Source organism: Micromonospora sp. MH33 (assembly GCF_003013775.1).
Classification (GTDB): Bacteria; Actinomycetota; Actinomycetes; order Mycobacteriales; family Micromonosporaceae; genus Micromonospora; species Micromonospora fulviviridis.
Genome location: NZ_MUYZ01000012.1, coordinates 17,205 through 39,403, shown reverse-complemented (window position 1 = coordinate 39,403; position 22,199 = coordinate 17,205). Strand labels below are relative to the sequence as shown.

Below are 22,199 nucleotides of genomic sequence, written 5' to 3'. Positions count from 1 at the left end.
GCCCCGCCTCACACCCCCTTAACACCTCTCCAGAAGGGCACCACCAGCCATGCGTAAACTGATCGGCAAGTCGATGGCCATCGGCGCCATCGCCGCGCTGGCCCTGACCGCCACCGCCTGCGGCTCCGGCCGCGACGGCGACACCGGCGGCTCGAAGGGCGACACCAAGGGCTTCGCGGCCGACTCCCTGATCGGCGTCGCCCTGCCGTCGAAGACCTCGGAGAACTGGGTCCTCGCCGGTGACCTGTTCACCAACGGCCTCAAGGAGGCCGGCTTCAAGAGCGACGTCCAGTACGCCGGCGCGTCGACCACCGTCGCGGACCAGCAGGCCCAGATCACGGCCATGGTGACCAAGGGCGCGAAGGTCATCGTCATCGGCGCGACCGACGCCGCTCAGCTGTCGACCCAGGTCGCCGCCGCGCACGCCGCCGGCGCGAAGGTGATCGCGTACGACCGCCTCATCACCAACACCCCGGACCTCGACTACTACGTCGCGTTCGACAACTTCAAGGTCGGCCAGCTCCAGGGCCAGGCCCTGCTGGACGGCATGAAGGCCAAGAAGCCGAACGGCCCGTACAACATCGAGCTGTTCTCCGGCTCGCCGGACGACAACAACGCCGGTGTCTTCTTCAACGGCGCCATGAGCGTGCTCAAGCCGGAGATCGACAAGGGCAACGTGGTCGTCGCCTCGAAGCAGACCGACGTCAAGCAGACCGCCATCCAGGGCTGGAAGGCCGAGGGCGCCCAGGCCCGCATGGACCAGCTGCTGACCTCGACCTACGGCAACAAGGAGCTGGACGGCGTCCTCTCCCCGAACGACACCCTGGCCCGCGCGATCATCACGTCGATCAAGGGTGCCGGCAAGAAGATCCCGGTCGTCACCGGTCAGGACTCCGAGGTCGAGTCGGTCAAGTCGATCATGGCTGGCGAGCAGTACATGACGATCAACAAGGACACCCGGAACCTGGTCAAGCAGACCATCGCCATGGTGAAGTCCCTGCAGGCCGGTAACGCCCCCGAGGTGAACGACACCAAGTCGTACAACAACGGCGTGAAGGTCGTGGACACCTATCTGCTGCCGCCGGTGGCCGTCACCAAGGCCAACGCGGCCGAGGCGTACGCCAACGACCCGAAGCTGGCCCCGCTCACCAAGTAATCTCCTCGCACCGAGGAAGGGCCCCGGAGTTCGCTCCGGGGCCCTTCCTCGTGCGCCTGGGTTTCGACCGCGGCGCGGTCGGGGCGTTCGCCGCCGACCGCGCCCGCCGGTCAGCGCAGGTGCGCCTCGATGGCGTCGATGACGCGCGGGCGGAGTTCGGCCGCGCGGATGACCGCGTCGACGGAGCCGACCTCGACGGCACGCTGGATGCTGTGCACCCGGTCGAACTCCGTGGCCACCTCGCCCAGCTTCTCGGCCCGGACCGACGAGCGCAGCTCGTCCAGTTCCGCGGTCAGCGCGGCACGGTCGGCGCCGGCGGCGGCCGCCACACGGGCCTCCAGGTCGCGCACCCGGGGGTCGGCCGCCGTGCGGGCGTTGACGTCCCCGGAGAAGACCACCGCGGCGGCCGGGGCACCGCCCAGCACCGAGGCGAACGATCCCTCCAGCGCCAACACGGTCATGTTGGGGTTCAGCGCCTTCGAGAACACCACGAACGCGCCGCCGTGGTAGCGCGAGATCACGCAGAACACGATGGGCCCGCGGAAGTTCACGATGGCGCGGCCGATCTCGGCCCCGTACTCCAGTTGCAGCTTGCGCATCGACTCGGGCGAGCCGTCGAAGCCCGACAGGTTCGCCAGCACCACCAGCGGCCGGTTGCCGCTGGCCGCGTTGATCGCCCGTGCGGCCTTCTTCGACGAGCGCGGGAACAGGGTGCCCGCCGTGTAGGTGTCCGGGCCGTCGGTGGGCGGGAAGCCGCGGCGCGGCACCGACCGGGACTCGATGCCGAGCAGGCACACCGGGATGCCGCCGAGGTGCACGTCCTGCACCACCGCGGTCTCCGCGTCGGCCATGCCCGCCCAGCGTTCCAGCACCGGGTGGTCCTGGTCGGCGAGCGCCCGCATCACGGTCCGGATGTCGAACGGCTTCTTCCGGTCCGGGTTGGCCGCGGCGGAGAAGATCTCGCCGACCGTGGTGAAGTCGCTGCCCGCCACGGTGTGCGGGAAGGCCGAGATGTCCCGGTCGACGGGGTCGCTCGTCGTCGCCCGCCGCGGCGCCGACTCGCCCGGCGCCACGTACGTGTGGTCGTAGTGCGCCATCAGCACGTCGCGCGCGGCGGGCAGGCTCGGCGCCCAGTACTGGGCCTGCCCGTTCGGGCCCATCACTCGGTCGTAGCCGCCGATGCCGAAGTTGTCCTCGGCCGACACGCCGCCGGAGAAGTCGAGCGACTGCTTGCCGGTGAGCACCATGGCCGAGTCCGGCGTCATCACCAGGACGCCCTTGGTGTGCATGAGCATCGTCGCCTCGGCGTTCCAGTACGGCTGCGCGCCGACGTTGATGCCGGCCACCACGATGTTGATCTCCCCGCCGGCCTGGGTGAACTCGACGATCCGCTTGAGCGCGGCCGCCACCCAGTCCATGTTCTCGGTGCCGGAGGTCATGGAGATCCGGGCGCCGGCGGAGAGCGCGTACCACTCCAGCGGCACGCCCATCCGCTCGGCCAGGTCCAGCGCGGCGATCACCCGGCGGCACTCCGGCTCGGACAGCGCGCCGAGCGACTTCGTGGGGTCGCCGAGCAGCACGACCCGGGTGACGCCCTGCGGGTGCCGCGGCGTCGGCGTGGTGACCACGCCCGCGACGATCGCCGCGCTGTTGCGCCCCCTGGGCCGGTCGACCGGCACCAGCGCGTGCCGGTCGTCGAGGTCGTGCTCGACGAAGTCGCCGAGCAGGCCGGTCAGCTCGTACGGGTACACCGTGTTGCGGCTGCTCGCGCGCAGCACCTTCAGCCGGTAGTCGTCGAGCGGCTCGACCGGCTCGACCGGCGGCTCACCGACGCTCAGCTCGGCGCCGCCGGTGGCGGTGAAGGAGATCCGTACGGCGATCTTGGTCAGCTCGCCGGTCCTGCGGTCGCGCTGCCGCGCGATGAACAGGATCTCCTCCAGCCCGGCCCCCGCGGTCGTCGGGCGCACCCGCCCGGCGATCATCTCCATCTCCTCGCGGGTGAGCTCGCTCGGCGGCCAGACGTAGATCACGATCCGGTTGGTCTGGAAGCGCGACTTCGACGGCCGCCGCGACTGCGCCCGGCGGATCGAGTCGAGGCAGGCGGCCACCGTGTCCTCGGTCGTCGGCAGCGCGACGAGCCGCCCGTCCTGCTCGCGCAGCTCGGTCAGGTCGCGCACCTGCGCGAACGCCACGAGGCGCTGGTCCGACGGGTTCTCCCGCGCCACGCACTGGAAGAGGTAGACCTCCTCGTCCGCCGACGGCAGCCGGGTCAGGTCGAACTTGCTCAGCCGCTCCAGCTGCATCCGCTGCGCGATGTACGGGTGCAGGCCGCGGATCAGCCGATCCTCGGTCATCCCGGTGTCCGACGACCGGAAGGTGAAGTGGTGGTGCATCACCGCGCCCGCGCGGCCCGCGACGGTGGCGGTGACCCGGCGGACCTGCCGCGGCAACGGGTGCGCGGCGACGACCTCGTGCAGCGCGGCCGCCATCGCGTCGAAGCCCTCCGGCTGGTCCTCCCACGCCAGGTAGATGTCGGCGTCGACGGCATCCGTGTCGCCCGCCAGCTCCGCGAGCCCGCGCAGCGCCCCGCCGAGCGCGTCGAAGCGCACCGCCGCCGAGACCACGGTCGAGTCCGCGCGCTCGGCGACCACGAACGTGCAGCCCGCGACCTCGCGGGTGCGGACGCCGGTGAGCCCCTTGTTGCCGTAGTAGCGCCGGGTCAGCACCTCCAGCATGACCGCGTTGTCCAGGTGGTCGCGCACGAGCCGCTGGCCGAGCAGCCGCACCAGCGGCTCGGTGCTGCGCACCATCGCCGCGATGCGCTCGGCGCGGTCCGGCGCGTCCGGGTGCGCGTCGAGGTGGCGCAGGTGCCGGCGGACCTCGGCGTAGACGCGGGCGCGGTTGCGGCGCAGCAGCGGCTGGGCGAACCAGGCGAACACCACGCCCCGCGCGAGGTCGGCGACCACCGGGAAGCGGACCTGGGTCGCGGCCACCAGCCGCTCCAGCGCGAGGCCCGCGGGCTCCCGCAGCGTCTCGTCCGGCGGCGGCTCCCGCAGCCACGACCGCAGCAGCGTCGCGACGACCGTGGCGTCGGCGGACGCGCGCTGCTGGGCCAGGAAGATCCGGAAGACGGCGGCCTCGAGCGCGGGGGAGCGCTCCAGGTCGGTGACCCCGTAGTGCCCGAGCGCCTTGCCGAGCTTGGCCTGGAACGCGCCCGGCAGCCCGGCCCGCTCGATGTCGAGGCTCTGCAGGTAGGTGTGGAAGTACTCGCGGGCGCTCGGGACGTGGCCGTCGCCGTCCTCGCCCGTCGGCCGGTTGCGGCTCAGCTCGGCGAGGTCGGCGAAGACGTTGACGAGCTCCAGCTCGGCGGCCAGCGGCCGGTGGCCGTCCTCGGTGGCCGCCTTGCGGGCGGCGAGGTAGTCGTCGAGCACCCGGCGGTCGTCGTGCGGGTCGACGTCGAAGCCCAGCAGCAGCCCGCGCAGGTCCTCCTGGCCGCGGGCGGCGCGCTGCCGCGCCGGGATCTCCACCGGCTCGGCGGGCAGGTCCAGCTCGACGGCGGCCGCGGGCGGGCCGTCGGCCGCCTCGGCGCCCTCGTCGGCGAGCGGCTCCAGCCGCAGCAGCGGCGCGCCGGCCTCCACCTGGCTGCCCACCGAGACGGCACACTCCTTGAGTCGCGCCCGGAACGGCGCCCGCAGCACCGTCTCCATCTTCATGGCCTCCAGCACCAGCACCGGCGCGCCCGCCTCGACCTCGGCGCCGACCGCCAGCGGCGTGGCGACGACCAGAGCGGGCATGGGCGACCGGAGCACGCCGCCCTCGTCGCGGCTGACCCGGTGCGTCACGCCGTCCACCTCGACCAGGTGGGTCGGCCCGTACGTGTCGGTGAGCACGCGGTACCGGACGCCGTTGACCACGATCTGCCCGGTGTGCCGGTCGAAGCGGTCCAGCTCGACGTCGGCGGTGCGGACACCCCCGGCCGTCTCGATGCCGACCCGGAACCGGTGCGCGCCGACCCGCGCCACGCGCATCCGGTAGCCGACGCCGCGCAGCTTGAGGTCCAGCGGCCGGCCGCTGGCGTGCTGCACCTGCGGGCGTCCGCCGGACGCCGTCGACAGCAGCCGCTGCCGCTCGACGCGTTCCTCCTCCTCGTACGCCTCGATGGCGGCGGCCGCCAGGGCGACGGCGGAGTGCCGGTGCGCGACGAGCCGGCCCTCGCCGCGGACCCGGTCGATCCAGCCGGTGTCCGCGCTGGCGTCGATCACCTCAGGCTGGTCGAGCAGGTCGAGCACGAAGCTCTTGTTCGTCGCGCCGCCCTCGATGATCACCGTCGTGTTCGCCATCGCCCGGCGCAGCCGGCCGAGCGCCTCGTCGCGGTCCCGGCCGTAGGCGATGATCTTGGCGATCATCGAGTCGAAGTCGGCGGGGATGGTGTCGCCCTCGCTGACACCCGTGTCCACCCGGATGCCCGGCCCGGCGGGCAGGTCCAGCCGGGCGATGCGGCCGGGGGAGGGCGCGAAGTCGCGGTCCGGGTCCTCGGCGTTCAACCGGGCCTCGATGGCGTGCCCGCGCTCCGCCGGCGGCTCGCCGTCGAGCCGCCCGCCGGCGGCCACGTGCAGCTGCGCCTTGACCAGGTCGAACCCGGTGGTGGACTCGGTGATCGGGTGCTCCACCTGGAGGCGGGTGTTGACCTCGAGGAACGCGAACAGCCGGTCGCCGGGGTGGTAGAGGAACTCGACGGTCGCCGCGCCACGGTAGCCGACCGCGACGGCGAGTCGCTCGGCCGACGCCTTGAGCTCGGCGGCCTGCGCCGGGCTGAGCACCGGCGACGCCGACTCCTCGATGACCTTCTGGTTGCGCCGCTGCACCGAGCAGTCCCGGACGCCGAGCGCCCACGCGGTGCCCTGGCCGTCGGCGATCACCTGGACCTCGACGTGCCGGGCGCCGGTGACCAGGCGCTCCAGGAACACCACGCCGCTGCCGAACGCCCGCGCCGCCTCCTGGCTGGTGCGCTCGTACGCGTCGGCGAGCTCGGCCTCGTTGGTGATCACGCGGATGCCGCGCCCGCCCCCGCCGGCGGTGGCCTTCAGCATCAGCGGGTAGCCGATCTCGGCCGCGGCCGCCAGGGCGGCGGGCAGGTTCTCCACGGCGCCGCGACTCCACGGCGCGACCGGGACGCCGACCTCCTCGGCGATGAGCTTCGCGCCGATCTTGTCGCCGAGCTGGCGCATGGCCTCGGGGCTCGGCCCGACGAAGGTGACCCCGATCTTCTCGCACAGCTCGGCGAACGCCGGGTCCTCGGCGACGAAACCCCAGCCCACCCAGGCGGCGTCGGCCCGGGTCTCCACGAGCGCGCGCTCCAGCACCGCCAGGTTCAGGTACGGGCGCGCGGACGCCGGACCGAGGTCGTAGGCGACGTCCGCCTCGCGCACGAACGTGGCGTCGCGGTCGACGTCGGTGTGCAGGGCGACGGTCTCGATCCGAGTCCCGGTCTCCGCGGCCAGCTCTCGGACGGCGTGGATGAGCCGCATCGCGGCCTCTCCACGGTTGACGATGGCGACACGGCTGAACACCCGACCGACCCCTCCGTTGGACCCACGTGTACGCGCCGCGAGGCGACGGCCCCCGGCAGTGATCACCTTTCCGCGTGCGGGCCGGCGGCGCCATGTCGTAACCGCCGAACCCTGAGCGGCGCGAGTTGTAGGAACCAAACAAAACTTTTTGGCTGTCCCGCCGCCGAGCGGGCACTCTACGCGGAGCCCCGTCCCGCTACCGGGGAGTACGGTCAGCGGGCGTTGCGGCCCTGGAACACGATCAGCCCCCCGATGACCGCCGCGGCGACGTACACGGACAGGACGCCGAGCCCGGCCCACGGCCCGATGTGCTCGGCGGCGAGGTTGCGGGTCGACTGGATGGTCAGCCCGGCGTCCATCGGGGCGAACCGGTGGATGCGGTGCTGCCAGGTCGGATCGGTGACGAACATGGCGACGACCGGCGAGCCGTACAGCAGTGCCAGCACCGCCGTCACCGCACCGGCGGTGTCGCGCAGGAGGAGCCCGAGCCCCGCTCCCAGCAGGGTGACGAGCCCGGTGTAGAGAACCGTGCCGATGGCCGCCCGCCGGGTGACGTCGTCGGCGAGCGACAGCGCCGGAAAACCGTGCGCCGCGGTGAACCCGTTGCCGGGCAGCGTCGCCCGGCCGGCCGCCAGGGACCCGGCCACCACCAGCACGCCGGTGGCCGCCCCGACGACGGCCAGGACCCCGAGCTTGCCCAGCACGACCAGGAGCCGGCGTGGTACGGCCACCAGGGTCGGCTGGATCGTCCGCGTGCTGTACTCCGCCGTCACCGTCAGGACCGCCAGGACCACGATCCCGACCTGGCCGAGGCGTACGCCCGCCAGCGACAGCTTCGTGAGGTCGAGGGTGCAGGGCGAGTCGCAGTGCGCGTAGTGCAGCGACCCGGTGACGGCGAACCCGACGCCCACCGTGCCGGCGACGGTGAGCAGCACCAGCCAGCCGGTGCTCGGCAGGGTCCTCAGCTTCGTCCACTCCGCCCGCAGGGCACGGAGCGGTCGCCGCGCCGTCATGCGTCCCGCCGCCGCAGCTGCCACCAGGCGAGCCCGAGGGTGACGGCGACCCACGCCGCGACCGCACCGGCCCCGGCCCACGGGCCGATGAGGGCCCACGGCTCGGCAAGCGTGATCGTCGGGGGCTTCGCCCGCTGGGTGGCCATCCCGCCCGCCAGGGTGGTGTACATGAGCCACCTCGGCGAGCTGCCCGGCAGGATCATGCCGATGATCAGCGGTCCGAGCACCAGGACGACGGTGATCGTGATCGCAGCCGCACTGTGCCGCAGCAGTAGGCCCATCGCGAGGCCGACGACGGCGACCCCGGCCATGAACGCGGCAGTGAGCAGCAGAGCCCGCAACACCGGACCGTCCAGGAGGGACGGCCGGGGGAAACCCGGCGGCGTGAAGCCGTGCGTGCGCAGGACCGGGATGGCGAGCACGAAGGCCCCGACCGCACCGGCCAGCCCCACGAGGAACGAGGTGGTACCGAGGACGATCGCCTTCGCGGCCAGCACACGGCCCCGGCGCGGGGTCGCGGCGAACGTCGTCCGGATCATGCCCCGGCGGTACTCCGACGTGGCGTAGAGGACCCCGATCGCGATGAGGGCCATGAGCCCGGCGACGACGCCGACCAGCGCGATCTCCACCATGTCGTCGTCCGGCGGCCGCGGACCGACCTTGCCGGTGCCCACCACGGTGTAGGCGCCGTCGGCCTCGGTGACCTGGCCGCCCCCGCGTACCCCGCCCTTCTCGCCGAGTCGGTCCTCGCCGCCGATCGCCTCCCCGCGCCAGGTGCCACCCGAGCCGAGCCGCACGTTGTCGAACGCGGCCCGGGCGCTGGTCGGCTGCTCACCGACGGACGAGTTGCCGCCGCCCCGTGACGTGTACACGGTCGCCGGCGACGAGACGTAGAAGCCGATCTCGACGGTGGAGGGCAGGTTCTTCGGCGTCGCCGTACCGATCTTCTGCCACCCGGCACCGTCGGCCGACTCGTATCCGGTGATCGTGGCGCCCGAGCGCACGAGCCGCAACCATCGGGCCCCGCTGCTCGCGCTGCCCCTGCCGTCGGCGTCGAAGTCCCATTGCAGGTGTACGCCCTGAGTGGCGGTCAGCATCACCGAGGCGTACGACGAGCCGGGCCGCGTACCGTCCTTGATCATGATGCCGGCCGCCGGCTGGGCGAACGGGCTCCGGTCCTCGAGCCTGGTCATCCGGTCGGAGCCCATGCTCACGTCGCGCCGGAACGGTTCGGTGGTCAACGAGGCGACCCGCACGGTGAGCGTCGTGTCACCCGTGACCTGCTGGTGCACGAAGTAGAACGCGTCGGCGACCGGGTCGCCGTGCGGCCCGCCGACGAACTCGGCGTGCTCGTTGATGTTCGTCCTGCTGCCCGAAGCGGCCAGGTAGCTCAGGCCGATGGTCAGGACGGCCGCGCCGAGCAGCGTGATGACCCAGCGCCGCACCGACCGCAGCTTGGTCCACTCGGCCAGCAGCAGGCGGGGGAAGGATTCGCGAGCGCTCACCGTACGCTCCCTTCGGTCCTCGGCGCTCCGGTCTCCGGCGCGAACTCGATGGCACCCCGCGTCAGGTCCATGTACGCCTCCTCGAGGGAGGCCCGGTGCCGTCGCAGTTCGGAGAACGGGATGGCGGCCCCGGTCAGCAGCGCCGACACCCGGTCGCCGGGCAGCCCTTCGACGACGACGGTGTCCGGACCGGCCACGGTGACGGTCGCGCCCCCGTTGGCGAGCACGGTCGTCGCCTCGGCCCGCTGCGCGGTGGTGACCTCGACGCGGTCCTTGGACGCCGCGGCCAGGAGCTTGGCCACGCTCGTGTCGGCGATGAGGCGGCCGCGGCCGACCGCGATCAGATGGTCGGCGGTGTCCTCCAGCTCGCTCATCAGGTGGCTGGAGACCAGGACCGCCCGGCCCTGGGCGGCCAGGGACCGCATCAGGTCCCGGATCCAGACGATGCCGTCCGGGTCGAGCCCGTTGACCGGCTCGTCGAACATCAGCACCGGGGGATCGCCGAGCAGGGCGGCGGCGATGCCCAGCCGCTGCTGCATGCCGAGCGAGAAGCCTCCGGTCCGGCGGCGGGCGGCCGAGGCGAGGCCCACCTGGTCGAGCACCTCGGACACCCGGCGCCGGCCGATGCCGTTGCTGTGGGCCAGCCAGAGCAGGTGGTCGCGGGCGCGCCGGCCCGGGTGCAGAGCCGAGGCGTCGAGCAGCGCACCGACCTGGGTCAGCGGCGTACGCAAAGAGCGGTAGGGGCGGCCGTTGACCAGAGCCTCGCCCTCGTCCGGCGCGTCGAGCCCGAGGATCAGCCGCATGGTGGTCGACTTCCCGGCGCCGTTGGGCCCGACGAAACCGGTCACCTCGCCGGGCCGGACGGTGAACGACAGCCCGTCCACCGCGACGGCGCTGCGGTAGCGCTTGCGTAGCGCGCGTACCTCGATCGTGGGTTCCATGGCAGGAAACGTTAGGCGGCGGTGACCGGCGGGCGCGTCACGGCGCAGAGGGGTCTTCCGCCGGTGGCGGCCTCCCTCGCGTGGGGGAGGCGGCGTCCCTGCCGGGATGGACGACACCGGTGTCGCGGCCGGTCACAATGGCGGGCGTGAAGGGGATCGGGCCGGCCGCGGCCACGGCCGCCCTCGGCGCCGTGGCGGTGACCGAGGCGGTGGCGGGCGCGTACGGCCGGCCGCCGACCGCGATCGGGGCTCTCGTCGCGCTCGCGCTGGTCGCCCCCGTCGCCCTGCTCCGCCTCTGGCCCGCGACGGCGGCCCTGCTGTCCGCTTCGGCGGCCCTGTCCGGCCTGATGATCTCCTATCCGGTCACGGTCGCCGGGACCACCGCGCTGGCCGTGCTCTACGGAGTCGCCGGCCGCCGGCGTCCACTTGGCACAGCCGGTGCCCTGGTCCTGCCCTTCGTCGGGTACGCGGCGTCGCCGCTGTCGAGCAACCGGCCGGGCGGGCGGTCCGTCGCCCTGATCCTGCTGGCGGTCGCGGCGCTGGCGGCCGCTGCCGGGGCGACCGAGCGACTGCGGGACGAGCGGAACCGGCACCGGGCCCACGAACGGTCGTCGGCCGCATCGCTGATGGAGTACGCGGCCCGCGGCGAACGGGTCCGCATCGCCCGGGAACTCCACGACGTGGTGGCGCACCACATCACCATGATCGCCCTGCAGGCCGACGCGGCCCGGCTGGCGACACCGGGCCTGCCACCGGACGGGGCTCGCCGGCTGACCGCCATCGGGGACACCGCGCGGATCGCCCTGACGGAGATGCGGCGTCTGCTGGGCGTACTCCGGGAGGACGTGGACGCCGCGCCGACACTTCGCCCCCAACCCGGGCTCCGCCAGCTCAACGCCCTCCTCGACGAGGTACGCGACGCCGCGGTGGGCAGTGGCGTACGCCTGATCGTGAGCGGCCGCGTCGAGCCGCTCGATCCCGGGGTCGAGCTGACGGCGTACCGCATCGTGCAGGAGGCGCTGACGAATGCCCGCCGCCACGCCCCCGGCGCGGCCGTCGACGTCGAGCTGCACTACCGCGGCGACGACCTCAGCGTGCGGGTCTACGACAACGGCCCCGGTCCCGCCTCGACCGGCGGCCGCGGGCACGGGCTGACCGGGATGCGGGAACGGGCGGCTATGGTCGGTGGCCAGGTCACGGCCGGTGCGGCACCGGGCGCCGGATTCCTCGTCGAGGCCGTCCTGCCGACGAAGGGAGCCACGCCGTGACGACCACCCGGATCGTCGTGGTCGACGACCAGGACGTCGTGCGTGCCGCCTTCGAGGTCCTGCTGGCGACCCAGCCCGACTTCGCGGTCGTCGGCTCGGCCGCCGAGGGCGGGCAGGCCGTGCGGATCTGCCGGCAGGTGCGCCCCGATGTCGTCCTGATGGACATCCGCATGCCGGGGATGGACGGCATCGAGGCGACCCGCCGCCTCCTCGCCGATCCGGAGCCGCCGCGGGTGCTGATGCTGACGACGTTCGACCTCGACGAGCACGTGTACGACGCGCTCGGCGCCGGCGCGAGCGGCTTCCTCCTCAAGGACGCGACCGCCGAGCGCCTGTTCGACGCCGTCCGCGTCGTCGCCGCCGGGGAGGCGCTGCTCGCCCCGACGGTGACCCGGCGGCTCGTGGCCGAGTTCGCCAGGATGCGGGTACGCCGCCGGGACCCGGATCCGGCCCTCCGCGCGCTCACCGCCCGGGAGACCGAGGTGCTGCGGCTGATCGCCGAGGGTCTGTCGAATCCCGAGATCGCCGCCCGGCTCGTGGTAGGGGAGGAGACGGTGAAGTCCCACGTCAGCCGGATGCTCGCCAAGCTCGGCCTCCGCGACCGGACCCAGGCCGTCGTGGTGGCGTACGAGTCCGGCCTGGTGGTCCCCGGAGACCGGTGAAGGACGGCTGCTGACGGGTCGCTCAGGACTGTTGGCGGGGCGCCACGAATCCGGGGGCCGGCTGCGGGGACTCGCCGGTGACCTGGGTGATGATCTCCGCGGCCACGTCCCGCAGCTTGCGGTTGCGGTTCTGCGACGCCTGCCGGAGCAGGGTGAAGGCCTCCGTGGCGGTGCACCGCTGCTGGCCCATGATCACTCCGAGGGCCTGGTCGATGACGCTGCGGGAGGCCATCGCGTCGGTGAGCTGCTGGTGCAGCAGCGCCTGGTCGGCCTGGCGCAGGATGACGCCCAGCGCCGTGGACCCCTGGTCGGTGAACGCCAGCGCGTGCCGGCGTGCGGTGTCGGTGAAGGCGCGCGGCTGGGTGGCGTAGAGGTTCAACGCGCCGAGGGTCACGCCGTCGACCGTCATCGGCAGCGACAGCGAGCTACGGATGCCGAGCCGGAGCGCGTGGTCCCGGTAGCGGCGCCAGCGTCCGTCGTCGCGCAGGTCGGACACCTCGACGACCTGCCCCTCGCGCAGCGCCGCGAGGCAGGGGCCCTCGTCGACCCGGTACTGGGCCTCGTCACCCTGCGCCGCGAGGTCGTCGCTGCTGGCGATCGTGAGGGCGCCGCCGTCGCGGCGCACGGTCAGCCCGCACGCCACGGCCGGAGCGACGACCTCCGCCGCGACCCGGACGATCTGGTCCAGGAACACGTCGACGTGAGGCGAGTCGGCGAGCATCGTCAGCAGTCGGCCGTAGGCCGAGGCCAGAGACGGGTCAGCAGCACCGGACACCACCGCTACCTCCTGTAATCCATGTGCCCGTTCGGTTGCACCGAAGGTGACGCCACTGCTCCGGCCTGCCCCTGAGGGAGCGCGGCCGGTGCTTTTCTGTCAGGGAGCCCACGTTTCCCCCGTGGGCGGGGGTGCCAATCGGGCGGAACGGGGCTAGGGTCGAGGTGGGTTCGGACATGAGCCCAGGACCAGTGCCGCGCCGCCGATGGTGGGCGCCGGCATCAACCCGGTCTGCCATCCTCAACGGAGGAGCAGTTCATGTCCGTCCACCACGCGCAACATCCCGAGGCGCGGGAGATCGCCCGCCCGCCGACCCTGTCCCTGGCGCTCGCCCGGGAGGGCCCGGCGGAGGTGGTGCGGGTCGGGGGCCCGCTCGACCTGGCGACCGTCGACCGGCTCGTCGACCTCGTGGACCGGCTGGTGGCCGGCGGACCGCCGGCGGTCCTGGTGCTCGACCTGAGCGGGGTCACCTTCTTCTGCGCCGCCGGCGTCAACGCGCTGCTGACGGTCCGCCGGCGAGTCGCCTCGGCGGGCTGCACCCTGGTGGTGCGCGAGCCCTCCCGGATCACCGTCAAGGTCCTCGACATCGTCGGCCTCATGGACGAATTCACCACCGAGTGACCTGCCTTTCCCTCCACGTCCGTCCGCGGAGGGCAGCGATCACACCGGACTGCTGCCCGCCGGTCTGCGGCAGATACCCGAGGTGGATCAGCCCGAAACGGCCCCGTGACCGCAGCCACGCGCTTCGGCCCGTGAGTCGACTCACGGGCCGAAGCGCCGTTCCCGGCCGCGCCTGATCAGAACGTGTCCGGGTAGCCGAGGTCGTAGTGGGGGGACATGGTCGAGGTCCAGGTGGTGCCGTCGAAGCGGTCGCAGAGGGCTTGGCTTCCGTCGCCGACGCGGCGGCAGTAGGAGATGGTGCCGTCGGTGTTGGTGAGCCAGGCTCGGTCGGTGGCGTAGCCCCAGTCGTTGGTGGGGGAGTAGCGGTTGGTGAGCCATCCGGTGCTGGTCCAGACGTTGCAGACGAGCGTCTGGGAGTTCTGGTCGCCGGCGCGGCCGCAGATGGCGGGTCCGTCCTTGGTGCTCAGGTAGGCGCGGTTCTCGTGGTAGGCGAGGTCGGCGCGGGGTGAGGTGGCCGAGGTCCAGGTGGTGCCGTCGAAGCGGTCGCAGCGGGCCTGGTCGCCCTCGCCGACGCGGCGGCAGTAGGAGATGGTGCCGTCGGTGTTGACGAGCCAGGCTCGGTCGCTGGCGTAGCCCCAGTCTCCCTTGGGTGAGGCCGAGGAGATCCATCCGTCGGGCCGCCGGATGCTGCAGACCAGTGCCTGGTACGTCTGGTCACCTGCCCGGCCGCACACCGCCGGCCCCAACCCCGAGGCGAGGTACGTGCGGTTGTCGGGGTAGCCGAGGTCGTAGTGGGGGGACATGGTCGAGGTCCAGGTGGTGCCGTCGAAGCGGTCGCAGAGGGCTTGGCTTCCGTCGCCGACGCGGCGGCAGTAGGAGATGGTGCCGTCGGTGTTGGTGAGCCAGGCTCGGTCGGTGGCGTAGCCCCAGTCGTTGGCGGGGGAGTAGCGGTTGGTGAGCCATCCGGTGCTGGTCCAGACGTTGCAGACGAGCGTCTGGGAGTTCTGGTCGCCGGCGCGGCCGCAGATGGCGGGTCCGTCCTTGGTGCTCAGGTAGGCGCGGTTCTCGTGGTAGGCGAGGTCGGCGCGGGGTGAGGTGGCCGAGGTCCAGGTGGTGCCGTCGAAGCGGTCGCAGCGGGCCTGGTCGCCCTCGCCGACGCGGCGGCAGTAGGAGATGGTGCCGTCGGTGTTGACGAGCCAGGCTCGGTCGCTGGCGTAGCCCCAGTCTCCCTTGGGTGAGGCCGAGGAGATCCATCCGTCGGGCCGCCGGATGCTGCAGACCAGTGCCTGGTACGTCTGGTCACCTGCCCGGCCGCACACCGCCGGCCCCAACCCCGAGGCGAGGTACGCCCGGTCGCCCGCGTTGCCCGTGGTCTGCACGTACCGACTGGGTCCGGCGGTCGCGCCGGCGGCGTTGCGCGCCACGATCGTGTAGCTGTACGCCTGCCCGGGCGACGCCTGCGTGTCGAGGAAACCCGCGCCGCCTACCGTCGCCAGGTGCACGCCGTTGCGCATCACCTGGTACTCGCTCGCCCCGGCGGCCGCGGCCCATTGGAGGTTCACCCGGCTACCGTGCGCCAGCACCTGTGGCGTACCGGGGACGCCGGGTTGGCCCGGCGTGACGACGTCGCGCACGTGGAGGAATTCGGCGGACGCGAAGGTCGTGCCGCCACGGTCGAGGCGCCGGCGGGAGGCGTAGCCGGACGTGTCGGTGAGGTAGGCGTCCTCGCTGATCTCGATGTAGGCGGCCGTGACCACCTCGACGTACGCGACGTGCCCGAAGCTGCCCGTGTCCCACTGGGCGATCGAGCCCACCGCGGGAGTCGTGTCGACCCGCACGCCGGCGCCCCGTGCCTTTTCGTCCCACTGGTAGGCGTTGCCGATCGGCGACCAGGACTGGGCCGCCCCGTTGGCCCGCAGCCGGTAGGCGGCGTAGCTCACGCAGTTGTGGCCGGGGCCCCACGAGCCCCACACGGACTGCCCGGTGTACCCGGTGCCGGCGAGGCAGCTGTAGTCCGTGGATCGGCACACCGACGTCTCGCCGGAGGCCGCTCGTGCGTCGGCCGGCGCCACCAGCGACGACAGCGCGGCGAGGAGGACAACGGTGAACACCCTCCACGCGCTCGGCGGTCGGGTCATGACGGTCCTGGTCCAGGTTGTTCGACGCATGTCGCTGTCCTCTCGGTCGGAGGTCGCCCGGTCGGGTCGGGACTCTGCTCGGTGCCGCCGTCGCGCCGCGTCGACCTGGCTTCGACGCGGGAGCGGGCGCCAGCCGTACGCCTCTCACTCGGCGCCCAGGGGTCGTCGTTCCTGATCCTGGACGCGGATGTAGTCGAGGCAAACGGCCTCGTCGTGGTGCCAGGGGAGCGGGACTTAGCCTCGGTCACCTGTGGACGTAGGGCCGCCAGTATCCGGCCGTGCAGCCCGTGTACCACATGCCGCTCGTGTTGGTCGCGTAGTCGTTCCAGCGGCAACTTCTCGGCACGCTGCTGCTGTAGGGCGGGTTGGTCTGGTAGCACCAACCACTCACGGGGTTGCACTCGTAGAAGTTCGGCACCACTGCCGCCTGGCTCGGTTCGCTAGGTAGGAGAGTCAGTCCACCGGCGATCAGGGTGCCGGTCAGGAGAATGCGCTTCAGGGTGTTCCGACTGGTTACCACGGGTCCTCCTCGTGCAGCTGAGGGATCGAGATCGGAGAGGAACAGCGAGCACGGGACGCGTTCGCATCTCTCGCCGTGGCGCCCATGGTTGCTTAGAGTGTCGGTTTGCTGTCGATCTGTTGCAGACGCCCCGGACGGGTGCAATAAATGCCCGGTGGGCACCGGAGGACGACGCGGCCGGCCGCACCATGTCGGGCGGCCGACGGCGGCGCGGTCCGGCTGGCCGACGCAGCAGGACCGGGTTGCCTGGCTGTTGCGCGTCAACCGCCTGTACGGGCGGAACGAGCAGTGGCTGCGTGGCGACGCCTTCGCCGGTGCCTTCCAGGGCGGCTGCTGGCCCGAGAAGACCAGCCCCTGCCGCATCTCGCGGTGGGAGACGGCGATCGTCCGGGTGCCCTATCTGGCGGTACGGCGGTACGAGGAACTGCTTCAGTTGCCCGCCAACAGCCTGGTGGCGCTGCTCGACGTGATCTACCGGTATTCGGCCACCGCCATCTGCAGTGCCCCGCTGCTGGACCGGGAGCTACGGGAGGGGGACCCGCGCCGGCTGACCCGGCTGGAGGAGTTGGTGGAGGCGGCCCGGTCCGACGATCTCCTTACGGGCTCGGACTGGGACGAGCTGACCACCTACCTGGCCGTCGCGCCACGACAGATGATCACGCCACGCTCGGCCTGGACCGACATTGCCGAGCGACTGTTGGCCGAGATGATCGTCGCCGACGGCCTGGCGTGGATGCAGCGTTACGAGGCCCTCAACCGTCTGCTCGCCCACCCCGTCGCCCAGCAGCACGCGGTGGCGGCCTGTGCGAGCCTGGCCGGCGACCGCACGAACCAGGTGTTCGTCGAAACCGTGAGCGCGCTGGACGCCAGCCCGCATCCCGATGCCAGCCGGCACGTGCTCGACCAGCTCGTGCGTCCGACGAACGACCGGGCCCAGTACGGCGCCCTCCTGGCGTGTGTCCGAAAGCTGCGATACGGACACTTCAGCGAGTCCCAGCTGCGATGCCTCGTGCCGATCGTCAACGAGCTCGCGCTCGACCCGGCCCGCTACGAGGACGCCCAACCGCTCGCCGCCGAGCTCCTTCGCCGGTTGCCGTCGGACGTGTCCGCCTCGGCAAAGGCCCGGCTGCGCCACGTCGTTACCGGTGATCCGACACTCAGTCAGGTGTTGGCCGCGGGCCGGCTCGCCGCAGCCGAGGCGGGGCACGTCCTCATCGCCCGGTTGGCGAACACCACGACGGCCACCATGCCCTGCGACGATCGGGTCTTCCACGATGAACTACTGCCGGTGCTGCTCGACGAGATGTTGTTCAGCCCGGTGTTCGACGTGCGCTTGTACGCGGCGATCCTGCTGTTCGGGACTCCGTACCGGCGGCCGCTCGCCGCCGCGCTGGCCCTGGAAGTCGGAAGCCACGCCGCCACCTTCAACGTCGACGTGGCCCACGCCATGATCGAGGCGCTGCGCATCCTCGGCGACGAGGACCAGCGGCCCATCATCGAGCGACTCAGCACGGCAGAGGGGGTCCCGCCCTCCATCACCGTCGCCGCGACACAGGCCATCGGGCACATCGGCGGGCGCAGTGAGGACCGCTACTGGAAGGCGGCCCTGAACCACCATGCCAATCTGTGGCAGGAGACCAGGAACAAGACGAACGCCTGGGCGTTGAGCGGTCTGATCTACGGGCTCGGCCTCGCCCACCACGGGACTCTGCTGAAGAGCGTGTGCGACAACGATCAGGCCCCGGCCATGACGCGTGCCGCCGCGTCGTGGTGGCTCAACCTGCCGCGGGCCGTACACGAGAGCGCCAAGCGGTAGTTCCTCTCCCAGCTCAGCTCGGCGATTGTGACAGGTCCACGGCCCGGCCCATCCGGATGACGGCCTCGGTGAGGATCGCGGGTGGGGTGGCGAAGTTGAGGCGTACGAAGCCGGCCCCGCCGGTGCCGAAGACGTGCCCGGAGCTGAGGGCGACCCGCGCGTCGTCGAGGAACATCTTCGCGGGCCCGGCGAGGTCGCTGGCCACCCCGGGCTCGCCGGCCGGCTGCTCGGTGGCGACGCCCAACCGGGTGCAGTCCAGCCAGGCGAGGTAGGTGCCCTCGGGCCGGCGGTGGGTGACGGCCGGCAGGTGCTTCGCCAGCAGGGTCTCCAGCAGGGTGCGGTTGGCGTCGAGGCCGTCGAGGAGGAGGTCGAGCCACGGCCCGCCGGCACGGAACGCGGCGGTGTGCGCGAGCACGCCCAGGTGGCTGGGCCCGTGGCTGACCTCTTCCGGCATGCGGCGCAGGTCGGCGGCGGCCTCCGGCCCGGCGACCGCGAGCGCCGCCTTGAGGCCGGCGAGATTCCACGCCTTCGAGGCGGAGGTGAGGGCGAACGCGTCCTCGGCGCCGGACACCGTGAGGTACGGGGTGAAGCGCGCCCCGGGCAGCACCAGCGGGGCGTGGATCTCGTCGGAGACCACCCGCACCCCATGCCGGCGGGCCAGGCCGGCGACCGCCTCCAGCTCGTCCCGGCGGTGGACCACACCGGTCGGGTTGTGCGGGTTGCACAGCAGGAACGCCGGCCGGCTGCCACCGGCCCGGGCGCGGCGGAACGCCTCGTCGAGAGCGGCGCGGTCCATCCGCAGGTCGGGTCCGAGCGGAGCCTCGATCACCCGCCGGCCCGCGTGGCCGGCGAACGCGTAGAAGGGCGGGTAGACGGGGGAGCAGACGACCACGGCGTCACCCGGGTCGGTGACCAGCCGGAGCACCTCGACGACGCCCATCATCACGTCGGGAACGACGGTGGTGTGGTCGACCCGGAAGTCGTGCCATCCCCAGCGCTCGTCGGCGAACTCGCCGAGGGCCTCGGCGTACGCCGTGCCGTGCGAGTAACCGGTGTCGCCGAGGTCGATCGCGCGGCGCAGCGCGTCGGCCACCGGCGCGGCGAGGGGCACGTCCTGCTCCGCGACCCAGAGGGGAAGCACGTCCGGCGGGTGCATCCGCCACTTCACGCTGCTGCGCTGCCGGAGTTCGTCCAGCGTGAGCGCGGTGAGCGGATTCCGGGCCGCGGAGCCGTCGGCGGAGGGGGCGGGGCCTGCCATGCCCACCACCCTAGGCCGTACCCCCCTCGGTGTCGTTCCGCTGCCTCGCGGCGGCCTGGCGCCGCAGCTCGTGGCGGGCCAGGGCGTTCCGGTGCACCTCGTCGGGTCCGTCGGCGAAGCGCAGCGTGCGGATGCCGGCGTAGGCCCTCGCCAGCGGGAAGTCCTGGGACAGCCCGGCGGCGCCGTGCACCTGGATCGCCTTGTCCAGGATCCACTGGACGGTTGCCGGGGTGGCGATCTTGATGGCCTGGATCTCGGTGTGCGCGCCCTTGTTGCCGACGGTGTCCATCAGCCAGGCCGTCTTGAGCACCAGCAGGCGCAGCTGCTCGATCCGCACCCGCGACTCGGCGATCCACTCCCGGATCACGCCCTGCTCGGCCAGCGGCCGGCCGAACGCGACCCGCTGCTCGGCGCGCGCGCACATCAGCTCGACGGCCCGCTCGGCGAGGCCGATCGAGCGCATGCAGTGGTGGATGCGGCCGGGGCCGAGTCTGGCCTGCGCGATCGCGAAGCCGTCGCCCTCGGCGCCGATCAGGTTCTCGACCGGCACGCGTACGTCGTGGAACGCCAGCTCCGCGTGCCCGCCGTGGTCGTGGTCGTCGTACCCGAACACCTCCATGCCCCGGGTGATCTCCAGGCCCGGAGTGTCCCGGGGGACCAGCACCATGGACTGCTGGCGGTGCCGATCGGCGTGCGGATCGGTCTTGCCCATCACGATCAGGATCCGCGCGTTCGGGTTCATCGCGCCGGTGATCCACCACTTCCGGCCGTTGATCACGTAGTGGTCGCCGTCCCGCTCGATCCGGGTGGCGATGTTCGTGGCGTCCGACGAGGCCACGTCGGGCTCCGTCATGGCGAACGAGGACCGGATCTCGCCGTCCAGCAACGGTTCCAGCCACTGCTTGCGCTGCTGGCCGGTGCCGAACATCGCCAGCACCTCCATGTTGCCGGTGTCCGGAGCGGCGCAGTTCAGCACGGCGGGCGCCAGATGGCTCCGCCCGGTGATCTCGGCGAGCGGGGCGTACTGCAGGTTGGTCAGCCCGGCCCCGTGCTCACCCGGCAGGAAGAGGTTCCACAGCCCCCGCTTCCGGGCCGCGGTGCGCAGCTGCGCGAGCACCGGCACCGAGTCCCAGGCCCAGCGGTCGCCGAGCTGCCCGAGCTGCTCGTGGAAGACCTGCTCGGCCGGGTGGATCTGGCGGTCCATGAAGTCCAGGAGGTTGTCGCGCAGCCCCTCGGTCCGCGGGTCCAGGGCGAAGTCCATCAGCGCTCCTTCAGGTAGGTCAGGCCGGCGTCGAGGAGCAGCTCGGTCACCTCGCCGAGCTGCTCGAAGCCGGCCCCGACGGTCTGGCCACGCAGGTGGCGGACGTGGATGCCCTCAAGGATCGCGGCCAGCTTGAAGGCCGCCAGGCCGAGGTGGAAACCGAGTCGCGGGAGGGCCCGTCCGCCGGCCGCCGCGTACCGCTCGAGGATCTCGTCCTCGGTCAGGAAGCCGGGCGCGGACGACGCCTCGGCCACCGCCGTGCCCACGAGCCGGCCGAGCCGCTGGTAGAGCACCAGCAGCGCCAGGTCGGCCAGCGGGTCGCCGAGCGTGGCCATCTCCCAGTCGATGACCGCGGCGAGGCGGTCGCGGTCGTCGACGAGGACGTTGTCGAGGCGGTAGTCGCCGTGCACGATGCCCGGCGCCGAGTCGGCCGGCACCCCGGCCGCCAGGCGGGCGTAGAGCTCGTCGGCGGCCGGCAGGTCCCGGCAGTACGACGCGTCGAGTTGCTTGCGCCACCGCCGCACCTGCCGGGCCAGGAATCCCTCGGGCCGGCCGAAGTCGGCCAGCCCCACGGCCGCCGGGTCGACCGCGTGCAGGGTGGCGAGGGTGTCGACCAGCCGGGTCGAGATGACCCGGGTGCGTTCCGGGCCGAGCCGTTCGAGTTCGGCCGCGTGCTGGTACGCCGTGCCGGTGACCCGCTCCATCACGTAGAACGGTGCCCCGAGCACGTCGACGTCCGCGCAGAGCGCGTAGGTCGCCGGGACCGGCACGTCGGTGGCGTGCAGCGCCGACATGACGCGATGCTCGCGGGCCATGTCGTGCGCGGTCGACAGCACGTGCCCCAGCGGCGGCCGCCGCACGATCCAGGTCGTCCGCCCGTCGCCGACCTCGTAGGTGAGGTTGGACTTCCCGCCGGCGATCAGCCGGGCGGTCGACACTCCCGCCGCCCCGGGCACCGAGGCGGCGAACCAGTCGGCGAGCCGGGCCAGGTCGAGGCCGGGCGGGTCCTGGAGCGTCGGGGCGGTCACGGGACCAGGACGCTGACGGTCTCGACGACGCAGGCCGGCTTCTCGGCGCCCGCCAGCTCGACGGTCACCTTCGCGGTCAGCTGGTAGCCGCCGCCGCCGGGCACCAGCGACAGCAGCTCCACGCCGGCCCGCACCTCGGAGTCGACCGGGACCGGAGCGGGGAAGCGAAGCTTGTTGGCGCCGTAGTTCACCCCCATGGTCAGCCCCTCGACCCGGTAAACCTGCCAGACCAGCATGGGCACCAGCGACAGCGTCAGGTACCCGTGTGCGATGGTCCCGCCGAACGGGCTGCGGGCGGCCCGCACCGGGTCGACGTGGATCCACTGGTGGTCACCGGTCGCCTCGGCGAAGGCGTCGATCTGCTGCTGTGTGATCCGGTGCCAGTCGGAGTGCCCGAGGTGGGTGCCGACCGCCTGCTCCAGCTCCGCGATGCCCTGGAAGACCCTCATCGTCTCGCCCTCCCCACTCAGGCCTTCGGCCCGTCGGCGACGTACAGCACCTGGCCGGACACGAAGCCGGCGCCCTCGCTGACGAGGAACGACACGGCGTGCGCGATGTCCTCCGGCGTGCCGGTGGCCAGCTCGCCGGCGATCCGGTCCACGGCCGCCCGTACCGCCTGCTCGTCGGCGACGCCGGCCCCGATGCCACGGGCCGCTCCGGTGACGAC

15 protein-coding genes and 1 pseudogene are annotated in these 22,199 nt (G+C 72.5%); 5 read left to right on the top strand and 11 right to left on the bottom strand.

Annotated elements, in window-relative coordinates; all coding sequences use genetic code 11:
* Positions 1 to 49 precede the first annotated feature (49 nt).
* Positions 50 to 1,156 (top strand): sugar-binding protein, encoded by a 1,107-nt coding sequence (locus B0E53_RS04240; RefSeq protein WP_107074756.1) that lies wholly within the window; start codon positions 50 to 52, stop codon positions 1,154 to 1,156.
* Between the two features lie 110 nt (positions 1,157 to 1,266).
* On the opposite strand, the gene B0E53_RS04235 is transcribed toward B0E53_RS04240, so the two are convergent.
* The 4 genes from B0E53_RS04235 to B0E53_RS04220 form a co-directional block, all read right to left on the bottom strand.
* Positions 1,267 to 6,726 (bottom strand): carboxyl transferase domain-containing protein, encoded by a 5,460-nt coding sequence (locus B0E53_RS04235; protein ID WP_107074755.1) that lies wholly within the window; start codon positions 6,724 to 6,726, stop codon positions 1,267 to 1,269.
* A 212-nt stretch (positions 6,727 to 6,938) separates the two neighbouring features.
* A complete protein-coding gene (locus B0E53_RS04230; protein ID WP_107074754.1) occupies positions 6,939 to 7,739 on the bottom strand; it encodes an ABC transporter permease in 801 nt (266 codons plus the stop codon).
* Positions 7,736 to 9,244, bottom strand: a complete 1,509-nt coding sequence (locus B0E53_RS04225; protein WP_107074753.1) for an ABC transporter permease subunit — start codon at positions 9,242 to 9,244, stop codon at positions 7,736 to 7,738. The genes B0E53_RS04230 and B0E53_RS04225 overlap by 4 nt, the downstream gene beginning before the upstream one ends.
* Positions 9,241 to 10,185, bottom strand: a complete 945-nt coding sequence (locus tag B0E53_RS04220; protein WP_107074752.1) for an ATP-binding cassette domain-containing protein — start codon at positions 10,183 to 10,185, stop codon at positions 9,241 to 9,243. The genes B0E53_RS04225 and B0E53_RS04220 overlap by 4 nt, the downstream gene beginning before the upstream one ends.
* Positions 10,186 to 10,331: 146 nt before the next feature.
* Here B0E53_RS04220 and B0E53_RS04215 point away from each other — a divergent pair, with 146 nt between their 5' ends.
* Entirely contained in the window at positions 10,332 to 11,453 is a 1,122-nt protein-coding gene (locus tag B0E53_RS04215; protein ID WP_246835224.1) for a sensor histidine kinase, read from the top strand.
* A complete protein-coding gene (locus B0E53_RS04210) occupies positions 11,450 to 12,115 on the top strand; it encodes a response regulator transcription factor (protein ID WP_107074750.1) in 666 nt (221 codons plus the stop codon). Before B0E53_RS04215 ends, B0E53_RS04210 begins: the two co-directional genes overlap by 4 nt.
* Before the next feature lie 22 nt (positions 12,116 to 12,137).
* On the opposite strand, the gene B0E53_RS04205 is transcribed toward B0E53_RS04210, so the two are convergent.
* Positions 12,138 to 12,890: a GAF and ANTAR domain-containing protein gene (locus B0E53_RS04205; RefSeq protein ID WP_146167585.1), complete on the bottom strand. Its 753-nt coding sequence runs from the start codon at positions 12,888 to 12,890 to the stop codon at positions 12,138 to 12,140.
* A 258-nt stretch (positions 12,891 to 13,148) separates the two neighbouring features.
* Here B0E53_RS04205 and B0E53_RS04200 point away from each other — a divergent pair, with 258 nt between their 5' ends.
* A complete protein-coding gene (locus tag B0E53_RS04200) occupies positions 13,149 to 13,511 on the top strand; it encodes an STAS domain-containing protein (RefSeq protein ID WP_107074748.1) in 363 nt (120 codons plus the stop codon).
* 176 nt (positions 13,512 to 13,687) lie between these two features.
* Here B0E53_RS04200 and B0E53_RS04195 read toward each other — a convergent pair whose 3' ends face one another.
* Complete coding sequence (locus B0E53_RS04195; RefSeq protein ID WP_168215213.1) at positions 13,688 to 15,649, bottom strand: CHAP domain-containing protein; 1,962 nt, start codon at positions 15,647 to 15,649, stop codon at positions 13,688 to 13,690.
* 674 nt (positions 15,650 to 16,323) lie between these two features.
* Here B0E53_RS04195 and B0E53_RS04190 point away from each other — a divergent pair.
* A complete protein-coding gene (locus B0E53_RS04190; RefSeq protein ID WP_146167584.1) occupies positions 16,324 to 17,985 on the top strand; it encodes a hypothetical protein in 1,662 nt (553 codons plus the stop codon).
* 13 nt (positions 17,986 to 17,998) lie between these two features.
* Here the strand turns inward: B0E53_RS04190 and B0E53_RS04185 are convergent, their stop codons facing one another.
* From B0E53_RS04185 to B0E53_RS38480, 5 genes and pseudogenes are all read right to left on the bottom strand, one after another.
* Positions 17,999 to 19,243, bottom strand: coding sequence for a MalY/PatB family protein (locus B0E53_RS04185; RefSeq protein WP_107074772.1), 1,245 nt, complete (start codon positions 19,241 to 19,243; stop codon positions 17,999 to 18,001).
* Between the two features lie 10 nt (positions 19,244 to 19,253).
* Entirely contained in the window at positions 19,254 to 20,504 is a 1,251-nt protein-coding gene (locus tag B0E53_RS04180) for an acyl-CoA dehydrogenase family protein (RefSeq protein WP_107074745.1), read from the bottom strand.
* The gene (locus B0E53_RS04175) at positions 20,504 to 21,532 is read right to left on the bottom strand and encodes a phosphotransferase family protein (RefSeq protein WP_107074744.1); all 1,029 of its coding nucleotides are present in this window, start codon (positions 21,530 to 21,532) and stop codon (positions 20,504 to 20,506) included. Before B0E53_RS04175 ends, B0E53_RS04180 begins: the two co-directional genes overlap by 1 nt.
* A complete protein-coding gene (locus B0E53_RS04170) occupies positions 21,529 to 21,981 on the bottom strand; it encodes a MaoC family dehydratase (RefSeq protein WP_107074743.1) in 453 nt (150 codons plus the stop codon). The genes B0E53_RS04175 and B0E53_RS04170 overlap by 4 nt, the downstream gene beginning before the upstream one ends.
* A gap of 17 nt (positions 21,982 to 21,998) precedes the next feature.
* Positions 21,999 to 22,187: pseudogene (locus tag B0E53_RS38480) on the bottom strand (SDR family oxidoreductase); the annotation flags it as partial.
* Positions 22,188 to 22,199 lie beyond the last annotated feature (12 nt).